Genomic DNA, 24401 nt, shown 5'->3' with positions numbered 1-24401 from the left:
AAAAAAGCAAATGTAAACCTAATATGTTTCCTTAATTTTGCCTAAATATTAAATTAACTGTGGGAAGTAAAAATAAGCTAAAAAGATTTAAGGAAAACGAGACCTTTTCAAACGTAATTCAGCCAACAAGAGATGAATTAGTTAATCAAGATTTTAAATGGAAAGGGAATTGGAACAGTCATTTTTTTAAGAATGATAACCCTTTGGTTTTAGAGTTAGGTTGTGGTAAAGGTGAATATTCGGTTGGATTAGCTAAACTGTATCCAAATAAAAACTTTATTGGAATTGATATTAAAGGAGCTCGCTTTTGGAGAGGTGCTAAAACTGCTATTGAAGACAACATGACCAATGTTGGGTTTTTAAGAACTCAAATAGAATTAATTGATTTTGCTTTCGCTGAAAACGAAGTTGATGAAATTTGGATAACCTTTCCTGATCCTCAAATTAAATACAAGCGTACCAAACATCGTATGACTAATACTGAGTTTTTACAACGCTATAAAAAGGTATTAAAACCAGATGGTGTAGTTAATTTAAAAACCGATAGCGAGTTTATGCATGGTTATACGCTTGGGTTATTGCATGGCGAAGGACATGAAGTGTTGTATGCTAACCATAATGTGTATAAGCAAGAAGGCAGCCCTGAAGAAGTTACAGGTATTCAAACATTTTATGAAAGCCAATATCTAGAGCAAAACAAACCAATTACGTATATTAGATTTAAAATCAAGTAATTTTGAATATAACAGTTGTATTTTTCTTGGGACTGATTTTTGCGCTTGTTGGTGTAATTCCTCCAGGATTATTAAATATGACTGCAGCAAAAATTAGCTTAAAGGAAGGACACTCTAGAGGTATTATTTTTTCAGTTGGAGCTTGTGTTGTAGTTTTTTTACAAACTTATATAGCTGCAATGTTTGCACGTTATCTAAGCAATCATCAAGATGTGGTTGATATTTTACAGCGTGTTGCCTTTGTTATTTTTGTGCTAATCTCCATTTACTTTTTACTCATTGCTAAAACCAATTCTAAGCCAGATGTAGAAGAAAACAGCAAGAGCAAACACAGTCGTTTTTTTCAAGGTATGTTCATGTCTGCATTAAATGTGTTCCCAATACCTTATCAAGCCTATATGACAGTAACTTTGGCGTCTTTTGATTTGTTAACTTTTGAAAGAACAAGCATTATTTCGTACGTGTCTGGAGCAGCTATGGGAACCTTTGTGATGCTGTATGTGTACATTTTCTTTTTTGATAAAATCAAGAATAAGAAGTTTACGTCTCAAAAAAATATGAACTACATTATAGGGTCAATTACTGGTTTAATTGCTGGAGTAACATTGATTAATATTTTAATGGAAGCATGAAACCAGAAACCTTAAGTTTTTTTGATAAAGTTTATGAGGTAGCCAAATTAATACCCTATGGAAGAGTTACAAGTTATGGTGCAATTGCAAAGTATTTAGGAGCTCCTCGTAGTTCAAGAATGGTTGGTTATGCCATGAACGGTTCTTCAGGAAAAGATGTGCCTGCACACAGAGTGTTAAATAGAAATGGTTTGCTTACTGGTAAGCATCATTTTGATGGTACAAATTTAATGCAGCAACTATTGGAAAGTGAAGGTGTAAAAGTTAAAGATAATCAAGTGCAAGATTTTAAAAAACTGTTTTGGGATCCTGCTGAATTACTCTAGTTACTTTTCCATTTTTATGAAAATAGTTTACCATAGAAATCAATAATGGTACTATAATAAAACTTCAAGCTCCGTGCTTCTGTCTTCCATCTTTATTAATTATATTTGCATTTTAGAACTAATCTAAATTATTGATTTTGAAGCTTAATAAACAAGATATATTAAAAGCCTTAGAAACCATTACAGTTCCTGGTGAAGGACAAAATATGGTTGAGAGTGGAGCAGTTACCAATGTTGTTACTTTTGGTGACGAAGTAGTTGTTGATGTTACCATTAAAAACCCAAGTTTACAGGCAAAAAAGAAGACCGAAGTTGAAATAATGAAAGCTATTCATAATGAAGTCTACGAAAAAGCCAAAGTAAAAGTAAATGTTAAGGTAAATGCACCAGCTGCACCAAAAAACGAAATAAAGGGAAAACCAATTCCTGGTATTCAAAATATAGTTGCTGTTGCTTCTGGAAAAGGAGGCGTAGGAAAATCTACAGTAACAGCAAATCTAGGAGCTACTTTAGCAAAAATGGGCTTTAAGGTTGGTATTTTAGATGCTGATATTTATGGGCCTTCAATTCCTATAATGTATGATGTAGAGTTTGAAAGACCTATTTCGGTTAATGTAGGAGGAAAGTCTAAAATGAAACCAGTAGAAAGCTATGGTGTTAAAATTTTATCTATAGGCTTTTTTACTAAACCAGACCAAGCAGTAATTTGGCGAGGACCAATGGCAGCAAAGGCATTAAACCAAATGATTTTTGATGCAGATTGGGGAGAATTAGATTTCTTATTAATCGATTTGCCTCCAGGAACAGGAGACATTCACCTAAGTATTATGCAATCGCTTCCTATAACAGGAGCAGTAGTAGTAAGTACGCCTCAGCAAGTAGCTTTAGCCGATGCTAAAAAAGGAGTAGCTATGTTTCAGCAAGAGTCTATCAATGTACCAGTACTTGGTATAATTGAGAATATGGCTTATTTTACTCCAGAGGAATTACCAGATAATAAATATTTTATCTTTGGAAAAGAAGGTGCTAAAAACCTTTCAGAAGATTTAGAAGTACCTTTCTTAGGCGAAATTCCTTTAATACAAAGTATAAGAGAAGCAGGAGATGTTGGTCGTCCTGCTGCGCTTCAAACAGCAACACTATTAGAAGCTGCTTTTGAAAAGTTAACTCAAAATGTTGTGCAAGAAGTAGTAAGACGTAACGATGCCTTACCACCAACCGAAGCAATTAAAATAACAACAATGGCTGGTTGTTCAGCAGTAAAGAAATAACAGAAGATGAGTTCAGAAGAATTAAAACGTAATATTGAAAAAGCGCTAGACGAAATTCGTCCTTTCTTACAAAGTGATGGAGGCGATATTTCATTACTTTCAATAGAAGATGATAAGTTAGTGAAAGTTCAGTTGCAAGGTGCTTGTGTTGGCTGTAGCGTTAATCAAATGACCTTAAAGTCTGGTGTGGAAATGACTATTAAAAAGTACGCGCCTCAAATAGAAAAGGTTATTAATATTGAAGCTTAATATTTATTAAGCTGAAGGCTCATCAAGGTTTTTCAAAATGCTGGAACTAGCCTGTTTTTTAATGACATTTATCATAAATCTTTATAAAAACAGTATATAATTTTGATGTAGTACATTAAACAATTTCTAAATTAAAGAGACACCCACTTTTGTGGGCTTTATTATGATTAAAACAGATATACTTATTATTGGTGCAGGACCAACAGGGTTGTTTACTGTTTTTGAAGCAGGATTATTAAAATTAAAATGCCATTTAATTGATGCATTACCACAACCTGGTGGACAATGCTCTGAAATTTATCCTAAAAAACCAATCTACGATATACCAGCTTATCCTGAAATTTTAGCAGGAGATCTTACAGAAAAACTCTTAGAACAAGGTAAACAGTTTGAACCTGGTTTTACTTTAGGAGAACGTGCTGATACTATAGAAAAGCTAGAAGATGGAACCTTTATAGTTACGACTAATAAAGGTACAAAACATCACGCTCCTGTAGTTGCTATTGCAGGCGGATTGGGAAGTTTTGAACCAAGAAAACCAAAAATCCATAACATTCATTTGTTTGAAGATAAAGGTGTAGAGTATATGATAAAGGATCCTGAAGTCTACAGAAACAAAAAAGTTGTTATTGCTGGAGGAGGAGATTCTGCATTAGATTGGAGTATATTTTTAGCTAATGTTGCTAAAGAAGTAACACTTATTCATAGAAGAAATGAGTTTAGAGGTGCTTTAGATTCAGTTGAAAAAGTACAAGAGCTTAAAAATAAAGGTAAAATAAATTTAATTACTCCTGCTGAGGTAGTTGGTATTCTTGGAGAAGATCACGTTTCTGGTGTGGTTGTTGAGCAAGCGCAACATATCAAAAAAGAATTTGAAATTGAGTGCGATCATTTTGTGCCTTTGTTTGGATTATCTCCTAAACTTGGACCAATTGCAAATTGGGGATTAGAGATTGAAAAAAATGCTATCAAAGTTAATAATGCTTTAGACTATCAAACTAACGTTCCTGGTATTTTTGCTATTGGAGATGTAAATACTTATCCAGGAAAATTAAAGTTGATATTGTGTGGTTTTCACGAGGCTACGTTAATGTGTCAAGCAGCTTATAAAATTATAAACCCTAACAAAAAATATGTTTTAAAATATACTACTGTTAGTGGTATTGATGGTTTTGACGGAACACGTAAAGAAGCACCTAAAGCTGTAGTAAAAGCAATTGAATAATGGAACAGGACATTAAAATAACAATAATTGATCGTGATGGTGAAGCTCACGAAATTGATGCTCCAACTGATATGGCTATGAACCTTATGGAAGTTGTTCGTAGTTATGAACTAGCTCCCGAAGGAACCATAGGGGTTTGTGGCGGAATGGCTATGTGTGCATCATGCCAATGCTATGTGTTATCTGACCATGAACTTCCTGAAATGCAAGACGATGAAGAAGCTATGCTTAGCGAAGCGTTTGATGTGCAAGAGAACAGCAGATTGGGTTGTCAAATTGCTATTACTCCAGAATTAGAAGGTCTAAAAGTTGAATTAGCTCCTGAGAGTTAATTTTAAGACGAAGTTTTATAATCTGCTAATTTTTGAGGACCTTCCAACAACACTCTTACAATTTTTAAAGTGCCATCATCTGTAGTGGCTATTTGCCATTTGATGAGCGAGATTTCTCCGTTTTCAATTTCAATACCTGTAATGCTTCGTGGATGTACACAACTGCCATCATTAAAAAAAGCAATGTCTCCAGGTTCGGGAAAACGAGGTCTATGGGTATGACCAACAACAGTAATTAAATTGTTGTTTTCTATGATCCATTTTTTGGTTCTACGTTCAACTTTTATAAGTTCTTTGTAGTTTTTTGCTGGACTTGTAGGGTCTGCAATTCCCATTACGTTTAGTGGTTTCCATAAAATACGAACCATAAACCGACTCCATCTCCAAAACAAATAGTTCCACCAATCGGCTTGATGACCATGGGTTAAAAATAGTTTTTGTCCAGTTTGGGAATGTTCTAAAACAATACCTTCATGATACTCTATGTTACAGAACAACTCAACATCTTCACCTATTTTAGGGTCAAAATAAGTGGAAAGGTGTTTTTCTACATATTTTGGATCTCTGTAAACCATGTCGTGATTTCCCCAAATCATATGCAAACGCTCTTGTTCATGAAATAACTTCATAAGCAAATACACATTTTTATGAGCGTTTAAAATAGAATCAAAAGAGAGGTTTTCCCAGAGTTCATCACCATCACCAAGTTCGCAATAGCTAAAACCTTCAGCATAATAATGTTTTAAGGCATGAAAGTAAATGTTTCGGTTGTTTGCAAAATCATCAGCAAAACTATTATCGCCTCTGTGGCAATCACTAAAAAGGATAAACTTGGACGTATCGTCAAAATAAACTTTTTTGGCGTTTTTGTAAGCTCTATCTAAGCGTTTCTTTGAAGACATTTACTGACATTTTCAACTAAAATAAGCAGAAATAAAATATTGAAACTAAAATCAGTCAATTTTTTCAATAGCAAAAGGAAGTATACGTTCTACAAATTTAGCATACGCTAATTCTGAAGGATGCAAACCATCAGAAGCTACTAATTCAGGTTGTTCTAAACCATTTCTTGTAATATCTGTTATGTATACAAATGTAACGTCTTGTGATTGACAGTAGCTTTCAGCAAAATCATTATACATATCAATCTCTTGAGAAATTGTGTCAGGATTTCCCGTGTTTTGACCAAAAGGTGTATAGGCATAATCAGGAATCGAAACCACTATTACTTTGTCCTTATTACCATTGGCAGCAGTTATAGCAGTTTGAACCAATTCAGGAAATTCAGTTTCATAAACTGAAAATGGAATGTTTTGATATTGATTATTTACACCAATTAATAAGGTTACTAGATCGTAGTTAGAAGAAATTCCTTGGTTGTCAATTGCATTTTTAAGATTAGCAGTTGTCCATCCAGTTTGAGCTATAACGTTAAGGTCAATTGTATAAAAGGTATCAGCACTAAGCTTGTTTTTAAGTTGTTCAGGAAATTTGCAGGTCGCACAAACACTATGTCCTATAGTGTAACTGTCTCCTAATGACAATAGGCTTCTAATTTCATCAACAGGAATGTTTTCGTTATTAGTGTTATTCTGATTTGCAATAAAGTCATCATTTGCACCACAGGAATGTAGCGTAAAGGAAACTATAAAAATAAGGTATTGTATCTTTTTCATATCTAATCAATATACGTAAAATAGAATACAATGGTTTTAATAGCAAAAAAGCTTCTCTAAATAATAAAGAAGCTTTTTTATGTTTATTAGAAGTTAGTTGTTTTTACTTAAATGCATTTAATCCTGTAACATCTAATCCTGTAATTAATAAATGGATGTCATGAGTTCCTTCGTAAGTTATTACACTTTCAAGGTTCATAGAGTGACGCATGATGCTATATTCGCCAGTAATTCCCATTCCTCCTAGCATTTGTCTTGCTTCTCTAGCAATATTGATAGCCATATCTACATTGTTACGTTTTGCCATAGAAATTTGAGCAGAAGTAGCTTTACCTTCATTTCTTAGTACTCCTAAACGCCATGTTAATAACTGTGCTTTGGTGATTTCGGTAATCATTTCAGCTAATTTTTTCTGCTGTAATTGAAATTGGCCAATAGGTTTGCCAAATTGTTTACGTTCTTTACTGTAACGTAAAGCAGTATCATAACAGTCCATAGCAGCACCAATTGCTCCCCAAGCAATACCATATCTTGCAGAATCTAAGCAGCCAAGTGGAGCTCCTAATCCTGATTTGTTAGGTAGCAAGTTTTCTTTAGGTACTTTTACATTGTCAAAAATAAGCTCTCCAGTAGCTGATGCTCTCAATGACCATTTATTGTGTGTCTCAGGAGTTGAAAATCCTTCCATACCACGTTCAACAATTAAACCATGGATTCGTCCTTCTTCATTTTTAGCCCAAACTACTGCTACTTGTGCAAAAGGCGCATTGCTTATCCACATTTTAGCACCATTTAAAAGATAGTGGTCTCCCATATCTTTAAAATTAGTAACCATTCCTCCTGGGTTGCTACCATGGTCAGGTTCGGTTAAACCAAAACAACCCATCCATTCGCCACTTGCAAGTTTTGGTAAGTATTTTTTACGTTGCTCTTCGTTTCCATATTTCCAAATAGGATACATTACTAAAGACGATTGTACTGATGCAGTACTACGAACACCAGAGTCTCCTCTTTCAATTTCTTGCATAATTAAACCATAAGAAATTTGGTCTAATCCTGCACCTCCATATTCTTCAGGAATGTATGGTCCAAAAGCACCAATTTCAGCTAATCCACCAATAATTTGGTTGGGAAATTCTGCTTTTTGAGCATATTCTTCAATAATTGGAGATACATCGCGTTTTACCCAATCGCGAGCAGCATCTCTTACTAATTTATGTTCGTCGGTTAAAAGCTCGTCTAAGTTGTAATAATCTGGAGCTTGGAATAAATCTGGCTTCATTTGTATGTTTTAGTTGTTCAGTAATCGAGATTTAGTTTTTAATCTAGACTCGAAACAAAAATAACGAAAACGTTTTCAGTGCACAATTATAAATTACATTTTCAAGTAAAAATCTTTGGTTAAATCAATGTACTCTTTTGTGTAATTATGTCTTTCGGTTTCAATGATTAGATTTGAAGATATAACTGTTTTTTCTAAGAATGAAAACTCAATTAAACTTCGCTTTATAGGAGTGTTTTCAGCTCCTTTTACATGCAATATTCTATTTGGAAACAAAGAAAAATCAGATGCTAATTGTATGAAGTTTTGCTTTTCTTTGTAAGGAATTATCACTGAAAACAAACCGTTTTCAGATAGTAGTTTTGAGGCGCATTGCAATAAATGCTGAAAAGGCATTGCATCTTGAAATCTTGCTAAATCACGCTCTGGGATATTGGTTTTGGAATCTTCTGAGTAAAAAGGAGGATTGGAGATAATTAAATCATATTGGTCGTCAATTTCATCAGTAAATTCATCTAATGAAGCGTGGTAACAGAACAATCGGTCTCCCCAAGGCGATTGCTCAAAATTCTCTACGCATTGTTCATAAGCATCACTATCAATCTCCAAGGCATCAATTAATTCGGCATTGGAGCGTTGTGCCAGCATTAAAGAGAGTACACCTGTGCCTGCACCAATATCTAAAACAGAAAATGGGTTATGGTCAAGGCTTGCCCAAGCACCAAGCAAAACACTGTCAGTGCCTATTTTCATGGCACAACGGTCTTGATTTACTGTGAATTGCTTAAACTGAAAAGGCTTATTCATTTAAATATAAGTCTATAAGCCCTTCAGGAGTTTCAACAAAAATGGTTTTATTCGCTTTGTCTACTTTAGAAATAAACTCATCATTCATAGGTATTAAAATTTCTGTGCCTTCTCTGTCAATTTCAAAAAGTGCTTGTGCTGTAGAGTCGTTTACTGATGTTACAGTACCAACAAAACCAAAATTGGCATCTTCAACCTTGAAACCAACAATTTCATGAAAATAAAACTTGTTGCCTTCTAGTTTTGGTAGGAATTCTAGAGGAAGGTAAACACCGCTTTTTATAAGGCTGTCGGCATCTTCTTCAGTGTCGACGTCTTCAAATTTTACACGCAACAAATCAGATTTATGTAATTGTGAGGTTTCAATAAAAAAAGGGACAAGGTTATTGCGTAAATCAATAAACAGCGCGTCTAAATTTTCATACAGCTCAGGTTCGTCAGTATCTAACTTGATAAGTAGTTCTCCTTTGAAGCTATATTTTTTAACAATTTTACCTAGATAAAAACAGTCTTTTTTTTGCATGTTGTCTGTTCGAGCGCAGTCGAGAACTATAAAAAAAAGTGTCAGTTTAATTACATCTCGACTGCGCTCGATGTGACACTTAAGAATAAAAAAACCCAGACGATTACTGTCTGGGTTTAAAGGTATAAAATAAAAATTTTTTACTCTTCTTCGTTGTTAGCAGTAGCTTCTACTTCAGCATCAGCCTCTTCAGCAGCTTCTTCAACAACAGGTGCAGCCGCAGCAATTCTTGCTTCGTTTACTGCTTTTTCAGCTTCAAGAGCTTTAGCTTTAGCGTCAGCATCAGCTTTTGCTAAACCATCAGCCTTAGCTTGTACTTTAGAAGCTTTTTCTTCTAACCAAGCATTGAATTTAGCTTCTGCTTGCTCTTCAGTTAAAGCACCTTTTCTAACACCACCTGCAAGGTGATTTTTTAATAAAGCACCTTTATAAGATAAAATTGCTTTAGCGGTATCAGTTGGTTGTGCACCATTCTGTAACCAAGTTACTGCTCCATCGACATCTAATTCAATAGTTGCTGGATTAGTGTTTGGGTTGTAAGATCCTATTTTTTCTAGGTATCTACCGTCTCTTTTTGATCTAGCATCAGCTGCTACGATCCAGTAATAAGGTTTTCCTTTTTTACCGTGTCTCTGTAATCTAATTTTTACTGGCATATAAATTAATTAGTGAGGTTCTCGACCTCGATTATTAATAAGTGCGCAAAGATACTACATTTTTTTTATTTACAACATTTTATTATAAATTAAGCTAATTTGAAATTTTATTATACTTTTGGAAATCATTAAACGTTATTTTAATTGCGCAAACAATCATTAAAATAAGAAACCTATTATAAAATGAAGAGATTAGCCTTAATTCTATTTACTTTTCTGTCAGTACTAAGTTGTGGCGACGAAATCGAGTTTAATTCACCTGCAGTACAAGGAAATAAAGATGGTGAATTATGGAGAGCAGTGTATTATTCGGCTGATATTGATTTTGGAGGATTTATAATAGAAGGAGGTAATAATTTTGAAACTATACAGCTTATCACAACAAATGATACTGCTGGCACATACAATTTAGGTGATGGAAGTGGTAATGAGGCTACTTTTACTAATTCTCAAGGAGTGGTTTATTCTACAAACAATGAACCAGACCCTAGTGTTTCGATTTATCCTAATGAAGGGCAAATAATAGTGGAGCACGTAGATAATGATGCTGATCCTAAAACTATTTCAGGAAAGTTTTGGTTTTATGCTTTTACAGCTGATGGAATGAATACTGTTAATTTTAACGAAGGTCATTTTTATAAAGTGCCATTAGTTGGAGGTTTAGTAACAGTTGGTTCAGGATGTTTGCAAGCAACAGAAGCTACAGCTAATGCGGCTCAAACTTATATAGCTACAGATACTACTGCTCCAGAATATACTGATGTTTGTAATGCTTATAAAGATGCTTTAACAGCTCAAATTGATGCTTGTGGAGATACCACAGGAGCTTTGCAAGCTCTTATAGATTCGTTAGGTGATTGTACACCTTAATTAATCAATAAAATAATACAAAAAACGCAACCTAATAGGTTGCGTTTTTTGTTTACAACTGTTTATAACTTTCGGTCAAAAAACTAATAATTATTCTTAATTTTAACCTTCTTATTTTTCAAGATAAAACCATTTTATGTACTTAATTTTTGATACCGAAACAACCGGATTACCAAAGCGTTGGGATGCGCCTATTAGCGATACCGATAACTGGCCAAGAGCTATTCAAATTGCTTGGCAGTTGCATGATGCGCTTGGTAATTGTATTGAGCATCAAGATTATTTAATAAAGCCTGAAGGATTTAATATTCCTTATGATGCCGAGAAAATTCACGGTATTTCTACCGAATTAGCAGAGGAGCAAGGTGTCTCTTTATCTGAAGTTCTTGAGAAATTTAATGAAGCATTAAACAAAACAACGTTTATAGTTGGTCAAAATGTTGGCTTTGATGTCAACATTATGGGAGCCGAATTTTACAGAGACGATGTTGCAAATAAATTGCAAGAACTACCAGTGCTTGATACTTGTACCGAGCATACAGCGCAACTTTGCCAAATTCCCGGTGGTCGTGGTGGTAAATTTAAGTTACCAACCTTAACCGAGTTGCACGAATTTCTATTCAACAAACCTTTTGCTGAAGCACATAACGCAACAGCTGATGTTGAAGCAACAACACGTTGCTTTTTTGAATTAATTCGTCGTGAAGAATACACGGTTGAGCAATTAGACGTTCAGCCTGATTATTTTCAGAAATTCTCTGAAGCTAATCCGCAGGAAATTCAACTTATCGGATTAAAGCACATCAACCTAAAACGCGAAAGTGCTAAAATTCGTGAGCGTCTTCAAAGACAACAAACAAGTACCATTTCAACCGAGGAAATAAAACAAAATATTTCCGATTTAGCAGAAGTTGATTTTGTACACCTTCATAATCACTCGCAATTCTCAATATTGCAGTCTACAATGAGTATTCCTGATTTAGTTTCGGCTGCTGCAACACACAATATGCCTGCGGTTGCACTAACAGATCATGGGAATATGATGGGTGCCTTTCATTTTATAAATGCGGTAAACAATCAAAATAAAAATATTGAGGCTGCTATAAAAGCTGCCGAAGAAAAAGGAGAAACAACGGATAAGAAACTTATTAAACCCATTGTAGGTTGTGAGTTTTTTGTTTGTGAAGATCATACAGATAAGTCCAGAAAAGACAATGGTTACCAGATTGTACTTTTGGCAAAAAATAAAAATGGCTATCATAATTTAGCAAAACTGTCTTCACATGCCTTTGTAGATGGGTTTTATTATGTGCCTCGTATTGACAAAAAACTTATTGAACAATACAAAGAAGACATCATTGTTTTAACTGGAAACTTGTATGGGGAAGTTCCAAGCAAGGTGTTGAACATTGGTGAAAACCAAGCTGAAGAAGCTCTGATTTGGTGGAAAGAACAGTTTGGAGACGATTTATATGTTGAGATTATGCGTCATAATCAAGAAGACGAAAATCGTGTAAATGACACATTGGTGAAGCTAGCAAGAAAGCATGATGTTAAGCTGGTTGCAACTAACAATACCTATTATCAAAATCAAGAAGATGCCAATGCGCATGATATTTTATTGTGTGTAAAAGATGGTGAAAAACAAGCCACACCAATAGGTCGTGGACGTGGTTATCGCTATGGTTTACCAAATCAAGAATATTACTTTAAGTCTTCTGATGAAATGAAGACGCTCTTCAAGGATTTACCTGATGCGATTTCAAATACGCAAGATATTCTTGATAAAATTGAAGCTTTTCAGTTAGCTCGTGATGTACTGTTACCAGCGTTTGATATTCCTGATGAATTTAAGCATGAAGAAGATTTAGTTGATGGTGGAAAACGTGGGGAAAATGCCTATTTACGACATCTGGTTTATGAAGGCGCTAAAAAGCGTTATGGCGACCCACTATCAGAAGAAGTTACAGAGCGTCTTGACTTTGAGTTAAGCGTTATTGAAAATACAGGTTACCCTGGATATTTCTTGATTGTAGAAGATTTCATTCGCGAAGCCAGAAATATGGATGTATCGGTTGGTCCAGGACGTGGTTCAGCTGCAGGGTCGGTAGCTGCTTACTGTTTGTGGATTACCAATATAGATCCAATGAAGTACGACTTACTTTTTGAGCGTTTCTTAAATCCTGATCGTATTAGTATGCCTGATATTGATATTGATTTTGATGACGAAGGCCGAAGTCGTGTTATGGATTACGTAATTAAAAAATATGGTGCTAATCAAGTGGCGCAAATTATTACCTACGGAACCATGGCTGCCAAATCTTCTATTCGTGATACAGCTCGTGTATTAGATTTGCCTTTATTTGATGCTGATAGAATTGCCAAATTAATCCCAAACATGTCTAAACTAAATAAGATATTTGGTTTAGATGAAAAAGCATTAGCAGGTAAGTTTAGATCGGAAGAATTAGAGAAAGTTAATCAGCTTTTAAATATTTCTGAAGGCTCTGATTTGGAAGCAGAAACTGTAAACACTGCGCGTGCACTTGAAGGTTCTGTTAGAAATACAGGTATACATGCTTGTGGTGTGATTATTACACCAGATGATATTACCAAATTCGTTCCTGTATCTGTAGCCAAAGATTCCGATTTGTATGTTACCCAGTTTGATAACTCGGTTGTAGAATCGGCAGGACTTCTTAAAATGGATTTCTTGGGATTAAAAACCTTAACCCTAATTAAGGATACTGTTAAGATTGTAAAAGCAAAACATGGTATTGAGCTAGATCCTGAAAGTTTTCCGTTAGATGATGAAGAAACCTATGCGTTATTCCAACGTGGTGAAACGGTTGGTGTGTTTCAGTACGAATCTCCTGGAATGCAAAAACACCTTCGCGATTTAAAACCAACGGTGTTTGAAGATTTAATTGCGATGAACGCCTTGTATCGTCCAGGTCCAATGGAATATATCCCAAGTTTCGTTCGTAGAAAGCATGGTGATGAAGAGATTGAATATGATTTACCTGCCATGGAAGAATATCTTAAGGAAACCTATGGTATTACTGTTTATCAAGAGCAGGTAATGTTGCTGTCGCAAAAACTTGCAGATTTTACCAAAGGTGAAGCCGATATGCTTCGTAAAGCCATGGGTAAAAAACAAATTGCGGTACTAGATAAAATGAAACCGAAATTTATTAAGCAAGCTAGCGCAAATGGTCATGATGCCAAAGTACTTGAGAAAGTTTGGAAAGACTGGGAAGCCTTTGCAAGTTATGCTTTCAATAAATCGCACTCAACATGTTATGCGTGGATTGCTTATCAAACGGCTTATTTAAAAGCACATTATCCTGCTGAATATATGGCTGCGGTACTATCTAATAACATGAATGATATTAAATCGGTTACCTTTTTTATGGAAGAATGTAAGCGAATGAAATTGAATGTACTTGGACCAGATATTAACGAAAGTTATTATAAGTTTTCGGTAAACCAAGACAATGCGGTGCGTTTTGGTATGGGAGCCATAAAAGGGGTTGGTCATGGAGCGGTAATGACTATTGTTGAAAACCGAAAAAAAGATGGTCATTATAAATCTATTTTTGATTTTGCTAAACGTATAGATTTACGTGCTGCCAATAAAAAAGCTTTTGAAAACCTAGCGCTTGCTGGTGGTTTTGATTGTTTTAAATCAACGCATCGTGCGCAATATTTTCATGATGAAGGAGATGGTATTACCTTTTTGGAAAAAGCCATAAAATATGGTGCAAAGCATCAAGAAAATGAAAATTCTGCACAAGTGAGTTTGTTTGGAGAAGCAAGTGATGTGCAAATAGCTGAGCCACAAGTGCCGCCTTGTGAAGAATGGGGAACCATGGAAAAATTGGCAAGAGAGAAAGAAGTTGTTGGTATTTATATTTCAGGGCATCCTTTAGATGATTTTAAAATAGAAATGAAAACTTTTAGTAATGCCAATTTATCATTGCTTAGAGATTTAGAACCTTATATAAACAGGGAACTATCTTTTGGAGGTGTGGTGACAGATGTTCAACATCGTGTGAGCAAGCAAGGTAAAGGTTGGGCAGCTTTTACGGTTGAAGATTATGACGATAGTTTTGAGTTTAGAATATTTGGTGAAGAATACTTAAAGTTTAGGCATTTCTTGGTCAAGAATTCATTTGTGTTTGTAAAGATATTTATTCGCGAAGGTTGGGTTAATAAGACTACAGGTATTAAAGGCGAACCTAGAATACAGTTTAATAATTTTCAGTTACTGCATGATGTTATGGATGCTTATGCTAAAAAACTGTCTATTCAGTTGCATATAAATGATTTGCAGGAACAACGTATAGCTATTTTAAAAGACTTATTTCACACACATCCTGGAGATCAAATGCTTAATTTTGTGGTGTATGATAATGATGAGCAGATAAAATTAACGATGCCAAGTCGAAAACAGAAAATAAAAATATCGCAAGATTTATTAGATAAACTAGAAAGCAATGATGTATTCTATAAGTTAAATTGATAGATATAATTGCGCAAAGGATTGAACGGTATGTTTGATCTCCTCAAAGAGAGCGAGTAGTTAATATTTATATTCGCGAATTCCGAAGAAATAGAAATACATGAGTAAAGCATGGTTTATGCGCCTAAGAAAAAGTAGCTAATAACCTGAAACAATGCGTATATAAACAAAACAAATTGTTATGCTGTAAGTTTTGGCAAAATTTTTGACTAATATTGCATATAAAATTGAAGTAAAACACATTTAAATAAAAGATTATGGCATTAGAAATAACAGATGCAACGTTTGAAGAAACTGTATTAAAAAGTGACAAACCAGTAATGGTTGATTTTTGGGCTGCTTGGTGTGGACCATGTAGGATGGTTGGACCAATCATTGATGAAATTAGCAATGAATATGAAGGTAAAGCTGTTGTAGGTAAGGTAGATGTTGATGCTAACCAAGAGTTTGCTGCAAAATATGGAGTGCGTAATATACCAACTGTTTTAGTATTTCAAAATGGAGAAGTAGTAGGACGTCAAGTGGGTGTAGCTCAAAAAAGCGCATATACTGAAGCGATTGATTCGCTTTTATAAGATACTTTCTAAAAGAAAAGATAAAAGGTTTGCTTTAACGGCAAACCTTTTTTTATTTTAGATGAAAATTAATATACACATGAGCAAAGTAATAAAAACCCAAGATTTAATAGATAATAAATTATTAGAAGACCGTAAAGTGTTTCTTTGGGGTCAAGTTGATGATAAGTCGGCAAAACATGTTATTGATAGATTAATGTATTTGGATGCATTAGAAACTAAAGATATTCAATTATACATAAATAGTCCAGGAGGTTATGTGACTTCTGGTTTTTCGATATACGATTGTATAAAATCTTTAAATAGTGATGTGTCTACAATTTGTACTGGTTTAGCAGCGTCTATGGGTTCTATATTGTTATCTGTAGGAACAAAAGGGAAGCGTTTTATTCAACCACATGCAAGAGTAATGATTCATCAACCTAGTGGTGGAGCTAGAGGTCAAGCTAGTGATATTGAAATTACAGCTCAAGAAATTTTGAAGACAAAAGAGCTTAGTGCTCAAATTTTGGCTGATAACTGTGGGCAGGATTTTGATAAGGTAATGAAAGACTTTAATAGAGATCATTGGATGGGAGCAGAAGAGTCTGTTGCTTATGGAATTGTAGATGGAATAATTTAGAAGTTGATGGATCTTCAACAGGAACTTAATAAAACAGGAGGATTTAAAAATCTAGAGCTACTCGCAAAGCAAGTAGTTGAAGGATTTATTGCAGGTATGCATAAGAGTCCGTTTCATGGGTTTTCTGCTGAATTTGCTGAACATAAAATTTACAACCAAGGAGAAAGTACTAAGCATATCGATTGGAAGTTGTATGCGAAAACAGATAAGCTTTTTACAAAGCGCTACGACGAGGAAACCAATTTAAGGTGTCATTTAATTGTAGATAATAGTAGCTCTATGCATTTTCCTAAACTATCTTCGTTTTCCATAGATAGTCTTAACAAAATTGCATTTTCTGCATTAGCATCAGCATCTTTAATGCATATTTTAAAAAAGCAACGAGATGCAGTAGGTTTAAGTATTTATAGTGATGCCTATGATTATTATGCTCCAGAAAAAGGAAGCGAACGCCACCATCAAATGTTATTGCATCAGTTGAGTGATATGGTCAACTCTAGACCGTTAAATAAACAAACAGAAACCTATACTTATTTGCATCAAATAGCAGAAAAGATTCATAGGCGTTCTTTGATTTTCTTTTTTACTGATATGTTTCAAACTTCTACAGATGAGGTTAAGCTGTTTGAAGCTTTACGCCATTTAAAACATAACAAGCATGAAGTTGTGTTGTTTCATATATTTGATGGGAAAAAGGAGCTTGAGTTTGATTTTGACAACACACCTAAGCGATTTATAGATGTAGAAACAGGTGAATATATCAATTTATATCCTGATTCGATAAAAGACGATTATGAAACTTCAGTAAAAAAATATTTTAATGATATTCGATTGAAATGTGGACAATATCAGATAAAATATGTTGAAGCAGACATAAATAAGGATTTTGATAAAATCCTAACAACGTACATGATAGAGCGACATAGATTTGCTTAATTGAAAATTTTTTAAAAATTTCACAAAAAATATTTGTGATATAAAAAATGGAGCGTATATTTGCAACCGCAATAAAGCAACGGTTTGGTAGTTCAGTTGGTTAGAATACCTGCCTGTCACGCAGGGGGTCGCGGGTTCGAGTCCCGTCCAGACCGCAAATATTGCTAAAGCTCCAAGAAGTTGGAGCTTTTTTTGGCAATAAGATTTAGTTGTGTTGTTTGACAGATGTTAGAGTCTGTCAATGGTAGAGATACCCAATTTAGTTGAGTATTAAACCGATGGAAAGCTTTCCTTTTTTCTTTACAGAAAATTGGGATGCTTTTTTGTTTTAAGACACTTTGTAAGTTATTTTTGAAATACAAAACGGAACTTCTTTGAATAAAATACTCAGCATAGATAAAATTGAATTTGGTAGAACACCAAATGGAGATTCTATAGGGAAATATATCCTTAAAAATACTAGTGGATTAGAAGTTGATATACTTACCTATGGTGGAATTATTTCTGCTTTGCGAATGATAGATAAAGAAGGAAAGCAGCAAAACATAGTTTTGGGATTTAATACGTTAGAGAAGTATATTAGTGATACGTTTTATCTAGGTGCTATAATTGGTAGGTATAGTAATAGAATAGCAAATGGAAAATTTTCTATTGGTGATAAAAAGTATAGTTTGGTAGTTAATAATGGTGAAAACCATTTACATGGTGGGGAAGTAGGTTTTAATAAAGTAGTATGGAGTGCTAATGTTGAAAAATTTAGTGATAGAGTTACTTTAAAACTGACTTATTTAAGTGTGGATATGGAAGAAGGTTTTCCTGGGAATTTAATGACCACTATTGATTACACGTTAACGAATAATAATGAGCTAAAGGTTGCTTATACATCAACTACTGATAAGCCTACAATATTGAATTTAACGCAGCATTCTTATTTTAATTTATCAGGAGATTATAATACTTCAATTTTAAATCATGAAGTAGTTATAAATGCAGATTCTTTTTTGTCTGTTGATGAAAATTTGATTCCAACGGGTGATTATGAAAGTGTCCTTAATACTCCTTTTGATTTTAGGAAACCAAAACCAATTGGTAGTGAAATTAATTTAAACGAAGAGCAATTAAAAAGGGGAGGAGGTTATGATCATAATTGGGTTGTTAATAATCAAAATGAAGGCTTAAGATTTGTAGCTTCAGCATATGATGGTGAAAGTGGGAGATTTATGGAGGTTTTTTCTGATCAACCTGGATTGCAGTTTTATACTGCTAATTTTCTAGAAGGGGATTTTAAGCCAAGAACTGGATTTTGTTTTGAGACACAGCATTTTCCTGATTCACCTAATCAAAGCCATTTTCCTACGGTTATTTTAAATCCTGATGAGGTTTTTAGTTCGGAAACTGTATTTAAGTTTTCGATTAAATAATTATTCTTTAATAATACGAAAGAACAAAAATTTGGTATTTTTAATTTTTAAACAAAGAGTTAGCTTTTCTTTTAAGATTAAGTGCTACAAAAACTGTTTTTGAACAAAAAGATTTATTAAATTTAACACATGGGCTCAAAAATTACGCTTAAAGATTTAGCAAGAATTTTAAATGTTTCAATATCTACGGTTTCTAAAGCACTCAATGATAACCCTGAAATTAGTATTGAGACTAGAGCTAAAATTAAAGAATTGGCTGAGTCTTATGGATATGTCCCAAATAATATAGCTCAAAGTTTAAAGTCAAAATCAACAAAAACAATAGGTGTAATTATACCTGCAATTTTGCTTGAGTTTTTTAGTAAGGTGCTTTATGGTATTGAGATTGAAGCTACTAAAAGAGGCTATAAAATAATAATATGCCTATCTAATGAATTACAACAAAAAGAGAGTGAGAGTATAGACACTTTTATTAATGGTAGTGTAGATGGAATTATTTTATCAGTTGCTGAAGAAACCCAAAAAACAAAAAATCACACCCATTTTTTAAAGAGTGAAAAGTATAATTTACCAATGGTAATGTTTGATAGGGTTGCAAAGGACATTAGTTGTGATAAAGTAACTGTCGATGATTTTGAAGGAGCATATGAAGCTACTCAATTTCTTCATGAATTAGATTCAAAAAATATCATCTTCATAAATCCTATTTCTAATATAAGTGTTGGCGAGTCTAGAGAAGAAGGCTATGTAAAGGCTATTGAAGATTTGAGTTTAGAGCCCTTAGTTTTAAAGGTTGAACATTATAATCAAATAGAAAAAGAGCTTACTAAAATTTTAAATAATCAAAAAGTTGATGCAATTCTAGCTGCTGATGAATACTCAGCTATTTTAGCGATTAATGTAGCTAGACTTAATGGTTATAATGTTCCTAATGATATATCAGTTATTGGTTTTACAAATGGGTTAATGGCAGAGCATTCAATCCCTTCTTTAACTGTCGTAAGCCAGCATGCTGAAAATATAGGTAGAACATCTGTTGAAATACTTTTAGATAGAATTCAAGGAAAGCTACCAGAGCAACCTGTACACAAAGTAGTGAAAACTAATATTATAGAACGTAATTCTACCAAAAAAAGATAGATTATCTCCTCTTTAATGTGTGAAAATATGTATTTCATCGATATTTTTATGCATTTAATCCGATTTTTTGATTTTAATAATTATATTTGAGTTACATTTGAAGTCCTTTCTTAAGCCCTAAACACTTATTAAGGTAACATTTAATCCATTTTAGTAGAGTACTCTGTATTAGTATTTTACATTTCCCTCAAAAAAATATAGAGTCTTAGCGGTTTACGCTTTATAGTTAATAATCCATTCTTCCCTCCAATGGCATTAGGATATGCCCTAAAATTTGTAATTAACTAAAATTAAATATTGTAAAACCCTAAAATTAATAGACATGAAGACCCTTAAAATTACTTTCTTATTATTAGCTGTATTATTATTAACTGTTTCAGGACAAAGCAGTGATTCTTTTAACAATGAAGAGAATAACTCTACCAAAAAATCAGAAACTAAATACGACTTATTAGTGCACAACAAAAAGAAGGTTTTAGTTCCTACTAACGGATAAAAAATACTTCTTCTTAAAATATACAGCTCTTATCTTTTTTAGATAAGGGCTTTTGCTGTTTTTTGTAAGCTGGCTTTATAATTAAAAATAAGTCAAACACATTAAATAAATTATTCTAAATTTGGATTAACCATAATAATCCAAATACATTGTTGCGTTACCTCACTCTTTTAATTTTTCTCTTTTTTAATACCAAAGCTGTTTTGTCTCAAAACGAAAAGAGTGTTAAAGGGCTTGATAGTATTCAAAAGTTAAGAAGTTTATCTTCTGATGCTGAATTCTCATTAGAAGAACGTTTAGCTTTTGCACTTAGCGCTGTAGAATTATCTTCTAAAACTAAAATAGATTCAGTTTTAATCAACTCGAACAGGACTTTGTCGAGTGTATATTTGAATAGAGGTGAATATGAGAAGTATAGAAAACTCAATCATAACAACTTAAAACTGGCTAAGAAAATTAATGACTCATTGGTTATTGGTATTGCCAGTCTTAACTTGGGTTGGTATCATCATTTCAATATGGTTCAAAATGATAGCGCTTACTATTATTATTCAAGAGCAGCTAAAACTTTTGACGAAATAGGAGAGTTAGATAGACAGGTTACAACATTAGTAAACTTAGCAGATATTCAAGATACTGAAAGAGATTATATTGGCGCTGAAGCTAATTCAATTAAAGCTATTAAAATTTTAGAAAGACTCCCTGAAACTGAAAATTATTTAAGCACAAAATGGATACTATATAATTTATTGGGAGTAATAAATTTAAAATTAGAACTCTATAATGCTTCATTAGAGTATCATAATATGGCTTACGATATTGGTAAGAAAATGGAGTTTGGTTTTATTGATCAAATGCTGTCACTAAATAATATGGCGTTTGTTTATAGAAAGTTAGGTAATCATGCTAAAGCGTTAGAGCTCTATAATACAGTATTAGAAAATAAAGAAGTCTATGATGAAGAAGATCCTACCTTTTACCCTTTGGTTTTAGAAAACTTAGCGTTTACTAAGTATGAAGCAAAACATAGCGACATTGATAATATTGAGCAGATGCTGAAAACTGCATATAAAATTAGTGATAGTCTCGAGGATCCAATCACCAAACTAGCTGTTAGTATTGATTTGGCTAAGTTTTATTATGGACAAAAAAACAAAGATTCATCATTAGTATATGCTAAACAAGCTTACGATATTGGTGGAGAAACAAACTCTAATCAAATATGGTTAGAATCTATGCAACTACTGTCAAAAATAAATGAAGGAGAGCAAGGTAAAGCATATCTAAATCAATACATAAAGCTAAGCGATAGCTTATTGTTGAACGAGCGAAAAAACAGAAATAAATTTGCAAGAATTGAATTTGAAACAGATAAACTAGAAGAAGAAAATAAGCGTATTTCTAGAGAGCGTTTGTGGCTTACAATACTGTCAATAGGTTTGTTGTTTACTGCGCTTTTAATTTATATTATCATTACCCAAAGAGCAAGAAACAAAGAGTTAAAGTTTAAACAAGACCAGCAACAAGCCAATGAGGAAATTTACAACCTTATGTTATCGCAGCAAGATAAAGTTGATGAAGCTAGAGCTAGTGAAAAGAAACGTATTTCTGAAGAATTGCACGACGGTATTTTAGGTCGTTTGTTTGGAACAAGATTGAGTTTAGATAGTTTAAATTTTAGTGAAGGTAAAGATGCTATTAAAAGTAGAGCAAATTATATAAGCGAACTAAAAACTATTGAAGAAGATATAAGAAAAGTATCACACGATTTAAATACCGATTTTGTTTCAGGGTCAGGGTTTATGGATATTATTTCTGAATTAATTGAGAAGCAAACCAAAGCGTATCAATTGCAATACGATTTTAAATATACTGATGATATTAATTGGGAATTCGTGCCTAATAAAACCAAAATTAACATCTACAGAATAATACAAGAAACACTTCAAAATATTTATAAACATGCCGAAGCTAATGAGGTAAAAATTAGTATTGAATTAAAAAATAACGTAATTTTATTAGCGATTATTGATGACGGAAAAGGGTTTGAAATCAATAAGAGTAAGAAAGGAATTGGTCTTAAAAACATCAATTCTAGAGTAAACGAGCTAGAAGGCTCAGTTAAGTTTTACTCAGAAATAAATAAAGGAACTTCGGTATTAATTGACATTCCTTATAAAAGTTAAATTATCATGCAACACATAAATATCTTAATGGTAGATGATCATCCAATAATTATTGAAGGTTATCAAAATACTTTGATGGCTACAAAAAACGATGATCAGGTACTAGTTATAGATACAGCTAATAATTGCGATACAGCTAACGAGTTACTTCAAAAAGCATCTAAAGAAAAGCCTTATGATGTCTGTTTTTTCGACATTAGTTTACCTAGTTCTTCAGATGGTTCAATAACATCAGGAGAAGATTTAGCAAAAATTGCTCGAGACATATTACCTAATGCAAAAATTATTATTTTAACAATGTTTAATGAGTCGTACAGGATTCATAATATTATTAAAGAGGTAAGTCCTGATGGATTTTTAATAAAAAGTGATTTAACATCAATGGAACTAGCTGAAGCATTTCAGCATATTCTATCCAACCCTCCATACTACAGTAGTACTGTAAACAACTATTTAAAGAAGTCTATTACTAGTGATATTTATATTGACGACATCAATAGAAAAATACTTCACTTATTATCTCAAGGCATAAAAACAAGAAGTTTAAAAGAGTATATAGACTTATCAATGAGTGCTATTGAAAAACGTAAAAAGCAAATGAAACTTTTATTTTCTGTTGAAGATGGTAAAGACGAAACTTTGTTAGAAGAAGCCAGAAAAAAAGGCTTTTTGTAAAATTTATATTAAATCTTCATTTTTTTTAGCTTTTTCAATCTGATGCAACACTAGGTTATTGTTAGAAAGTACGGTTTTTCCGCATCAAGTTTGCGGTTTTTCCGCACATTTAAAACCTTCTACTTATATACATTTGTAATAGTCAACGAAATTAATTAATCCCTCTAAGTAATTTGTTGAATTAATAGCAAATAAAGAATTACCCAATAACCTACTAGGTTATTGGGTTTTTTCATTTATACAAAACCGTCAGAATATTTTATTACTTTATAAATAAAGAATCCGGTAAAAATCATTGCTACAATAAACTTCATAAACGTTGAAGCAAGGAATCCTAAAAAAGATCCAAAAGCAGCTTTCACAGCTTTATCAAATTCACTTTTATTAATAAGCTCACCTATTAGAGCACCAAAAAACGGACCTATAATTATTCCGAAAGGTCCTAAAAATATTAAGCCTATTATAAGGCCAATAGTTGTACCTATCATTCCTGCTTTACTGCCTCCAAAACGTTTGGTTCCCATAGCTGGAATTACATAGTCTAACAACCAAATGGCAATAGCTACAATTAATGTTATGATTAAAAATGTCCAGTTCATTGGTAGTGCATCAGTAAGATGTAAAACTAAAAGCCCAACCCAACTGGTTAATGGACCTGGTAAAACAGGTAAAAAGCTACCAAGTATTCCAAGAAGCATTAATAAGCCACTAATTATCAATAAAAATATATCCATTAAATCTATTTAGAGTTTACACAATTATGTGACGATGAAAATAGTCATTTGTTACATTTGTAACTAAAAAATTAGTTTAAACTAAAAATTTAGTTATATTTGTTAAGCTCTTTTATTCAGAGTTTTAAATTAAAAATAAGCATCATGAAGCAACTTACCAAGGCAGAAGAAGAAATCATGCAAGTTTTATGGCAACTTAAAAAGGCCAATGTAAAACATATTATAGATGAGTTACCAGAGCCCAAACCAGCTTACAATACTGTATCAACTATTGTAAGAATTTTGGAAAGTAAGGGCTTTGTCGATTATGAAAAACAAGGTAAAGGTCATGTGTATTTTCCAATGGTTAAAAAGCAAGATTATAGTAACCAGACCATAAATACATTGGTGGATAATTATTTTCAAGGCTCTTTTAAAAGCATGGTGTCTTTTTTTGTGAAGAAAAATGACATTAACCTAAAAGACTTGGAAGCTGTACTAAAAGAAATCAATAAAAAAGAATAGTATT

25 protein-coding genes and 1 tRNA gene are annotated in these 24401 nt (G+C 33.1%); 19 read left to right on the top strand and 7 right to left on the bottom strand.

The features are described 5' to 3' along the window. The first annotated feature begins 59 nt into the window (after positions 1 to 59). The 7 genes from trmB (at position 60) to DMZ43_RS03020 (ending at position 4769) form a co-directional block, all read left to right on the top strand. Positions 60 to 734 (top strand): tRNA (guanosine(46)-N7)-methyltransferase TrmB, encoded by a 675-nt coding sequence (trmB, locus tag DMZ43_RS03050; RefSeq protein ID WP_131506164.1) that lies wholly within the window; start codon positions 60 to 62, stop codon positions 732 to 734. 2 nt (positions 735 to 736) lie between these two features. After that, on the top strand, positions 737 to 1366 hold the full coding sequence (locus tag DMZ43_RS03045) for a LysE family transporter (RefSeq protein ID WP_129759507.1): 630 nt from the start codon (positions 737 to 739) through the stop codon (positions 1364 to 1366). Beyond that, the gene (locus tag DMZ43_RS03040; protein WP_131506163.1) at positions 1363 to 1692 is read left to right on the top strand and encodes an MGMT family protein; all 330 of its coding nucleotides are present in this window, start codon (positions 1363 to 1365) and stop codon (positions 1690 to 1692) included. Before DMZ43_RS03045 ends, DMZ43_RS03040 begins: the two co-directional genes overlap by 4 nt. Before the next feature lie 137 nt (positions 1693 to 1829). After that, positions 1830 to 2963, top strand: a complete 1134-nt coding sequence (locus DMZ43_RS03035; protein ID WP_131506162.1) for an Mrp/NBP35 family ATP-binding protein — start codon at positions 1830 to 1832, stop codon at positions 2961 to 2963. A gap of 6 nt (positions 2964 to 2969) precedes the next feature. After that, positions 2970 to 3212 (top strand): NifU family protein, encoded by a 243-nt coding sequence (locus DMZ43_RS03030; protein WP_129759504.1) that lies wholly within the window; start codon positions 2970 to 2972, stop codon positions 3210 to 3212. Positions 3213 to 3375: 163 nt separating this feature from the next. Next, on the top strand, positions 3376 to 4437 hold the full coding sequence (locus DMZ43_RS03025; protein ID WP_129759503.1) for an NAD(P)/FAD-dependent oxidoreductase: 1062 nt from the start codon (positions 3376 to 3378) through the stop codon (positions 4435 to 4437). Next, complete coding sequence (locus DMZ43_RS03020; protein ID WP_131506161.1) at positions 4437 to 4769, top strand: 2Fe-2S iron-sulfur cluster-binding protein; 333 nt, start codon at positions 4437 to 4439, stop codon at positions 4767 to 4769. The genes DMZ43_RS03025 and DMZ43_RS03020 overlap by 1 nt, the downstream gene beginning before the upstream one ends. Before the next feature lie 2 nt (positions 4770 to 4771). Here the strand turns inward: DMZ43_RS03020 and DMZ43_RS03015 are convergent, their stop codons facing one another. From DMZ43_RS03015 to DMZ43_RS02990, 6 genes are all read right to left on the bottom strand, one after another. Further along, on the bottom strand, positions 4772 to 5671 hold the full coding sequence (locus tag DMZ43_RS03015) for a metallophosphoesterase family protein (protein WP_129759501.1): 900 nt from the start codon (positions 5669 to 5671) through the stop codon (positions 4772 to 4774). A gap of 51 nt (positions 5672 to 5722) precedes the next feature. Next, a complete protein-coding gene (locus DMZ43_RS03010) occupies positions 5723 to 6445 on the bottom strand; it encodes an SGNH/GDSL hydrolase family protein (RefSeq protein WP_131506160.1) in 723 nt (240 codons plus the stop codon). 103 nt (positions 6446 to 6548) lie between these two features. Beyond that, entirely contained in the window at positions 6549 to 7727 is a 1179-nt protein-coding gene (locus DMZ43_RS03005) for an acyl-CoA dehydrogenase family protein (protein ID WP_129759499.1), read from the bottom strand. 93 nt (positions 7728 to 7820) lie between these two features. Beyond that, complete coding sequence (locus DMZ43_RS03000; RefSeq protein WP_131506159.1) at positions 7821 to 8534, bottom strand: tRNA1(Val) (adenine(37)-N6)-methyltransferase; 714 nt, start codon at positions 8532 to 8534, stop codon at positions 7821 to 7823. After that, positions 8527 to 9057: a ribosome maturation factor RimM gene (gene rimM / locus DMZ43_RS02995; protein ID WP_131506158.1), complete on the bottom strand. Its 531-nt coding sequence runs from the start codon at positions 9055 to 9057 to the stop codon at positions 8527 to 8529. The genes DMZ43_RS03000 and rimM overlap by 8 nt, the downstream gene beginning before the upstream one ends. Before the next feature lie 140 nt (positions 9058 to 9197). Next, complete coding sequence (locus DMZ43_RS02990; protein WP_129759496.1) at positions 9198 to 9713, bottom strand: 30S ribosomal protein S16; 516 nt, start codon at positions 9711 to 9713, stop codon at positions 9198 to 9200. 183 nt (positions 9714 to 9896) lie between these two features. Here DMZ43_RS02990 and DMZ43_RS02985 point away from each other — a divergent pair, with 183 nt between their 5' ends. From DMZ43_RS02985 to DMZ43_RS02940, 11 genes are all read left to right on the top strand, one after another. After that, a complete protein-coding gene (locus DMZ43_RS02985; RefSeq protein WP_131506157.1) occupies positions 9897 to 10583 on the top strand; it encodes a DUF6252 family protein in 687 nt (228 codons plus the stop codon). Positions 10584 to 10719: 136 nt separating this feature from the next. After that, positions 10720 to 15108: a DNA polymerase III subunit alpha gene (gene dnaE / locus DMZ43_RS02980; RefSeq protein ID WP_131506156.1), complete on the top strand. Its 4389-nt coding sequence runs from the start codon at positions 10720 to 10722 to the stop codon at positions 15106 to 15108. Positions 15109 to 15365: 257 nt separating this feature from the next. Beyond that, a complete protein-coding gene (gene trxA / locus DMZ43_RS02975) occupies positions 15366 to 15683 on the top strand; it encodes a thioredoxin (protein ID WP_103050957.1) in 318 nt (105 codons plus the stop codon). A gap of 79 nt (positions 15684 to 15762) precedes the next feature. Then, positions 15763 to 16305 carry a ClpP family protease gene (locus DMZ43_RS02970; RefSeq protein WP_131506155.1) on the top strand — a complete coding sequence of 181 codons (543 nt, stop codon included), beginning with the start codon at positions 15763 to 15765 and terminating at the stop codon, positions 16303 to 16305. 6 nt (positions 16306 to 16311) lie between these two features. Further along, positions 16312 to 17241: a DUF58 domain-containing protein gene (locus DMZ43_RS02965; RefSeq protein ID WP_131506154.1), complete on the top strand. Its 930-nt coding sequence runs from the start codon at positions 16312 to 16314 to the stop codon at positions 17239 to 17241. An 81-nt stretch (positions 17242 to 17322) separates the two neighbouring features. Continuing rightward, positions 17323 to 17396: transfer RNA gene (locus DMZ43_RS02960), tRNA-Asp, on the top strand. A gap of 219 nt (positions 17397 to 17615) precedes the next feature. Next, a complete protein-coding gene (locus tag DMZ43_RS02955) occupies positions 17616 to 18662 on the top strand; it encodes an aldose epimerase family protein (protein WP_187347839.1) in 1047 nt (348 codons plus the stop codon). A gap of 129 nt (positions 18663 to 18791) precedes the next feature. Further along, a complete protein-coding gene (locus tag DMZ43_RS02950) occupies positions 18792 to 19802 on the top strand; it encodes a LacI family DNA-binding transcriptional regulator (RefSeq protein ID WP_131506152.1) in 1011 nt (336 codons plus the stop codon). A 322-nt stretch (positions 19803 to 20124) separates the two neighbouring features. Further along, entirely contained in the window at positions 20125 to 20298 is a 174-nt protein-coding gene (locus DMZ43_RS14825; RefSeq protein ID WP_161566725.1) for a hypothetical protein, read from the top strand. A gap of 203 nt (positions 20299 to 20501) precedes the next feature. After that, complete coding sequence (locus tag DMZ43_RS02945) at positions 20502 to 22484, top strand: tetratricopeptide repeat-containing sensor histidine kinase (RefSeq protein ID WP_131506151.1); 1983 nt, start codon at positions 20502 to 20504, stop codon at positions 22482 to 22484. Positions 22485 to 22490: 6 nt separating this feature from the next. After that, positions 22491 to 23159, top strand: coding sequence for a response regulator (locus tag DMZ43_RS02940; RefSeq protein ID WP_129759489.1), 669 nt, complete (start codon positions 22491 to 22493; stop codon positions 23157 to 23159). Positions 23160 to 23395: 236 nt separating this feature from the next. On the opposite strand, the gene DMZ43_RS02935 is transcribed toward DMZ43_RS02940, so the two are convergent. Further along, positions 23396 to 23893, bottom strand: a complete 498-nt coding sequence (locus DMZ43_RS02935) for a DUF456 domain-containing protein (RefSeq protein ID WP_129759488.1) — start codon at positions 23891 to 23893, stop codon at positions 23396 to 23398. A 144-nt stretch (positions 23894 to 24037) separates the two neighbouring features. Between DMZ43_RS02935 and DMZ43_RS02930 the strand changes: the two genes are divergently transcribed. Then, positions 24038 to 24397 (top strand): BlaI/MecI/CopY family transcriptional regulator, encoded by a 360-nt coding sequence (locus DMZ43_RS02930; RefSeq protein ID WP_131506150.1) that lies wholly within the window; start codon positions 24038 to 24040, stop codon positions 24395 to 24397. Positions 24398 to 24401 lie beyond the last annotated feature (4 nt).

Origin of the sequence: Meridianimaribacter sp. CL38, assembly GCF_004328055.1 — a bacterium.
Lineage (GTDB): Bacteria > Bacteroidota > Bacteroidia > Flavobacteriales > Flavobacteriaceae > Gaetbulibacter_B > Gaetbulibacter_B jejuensis.
This window is presented reverse-complemented; position numbering and strand designations above follow the sequence as displayed.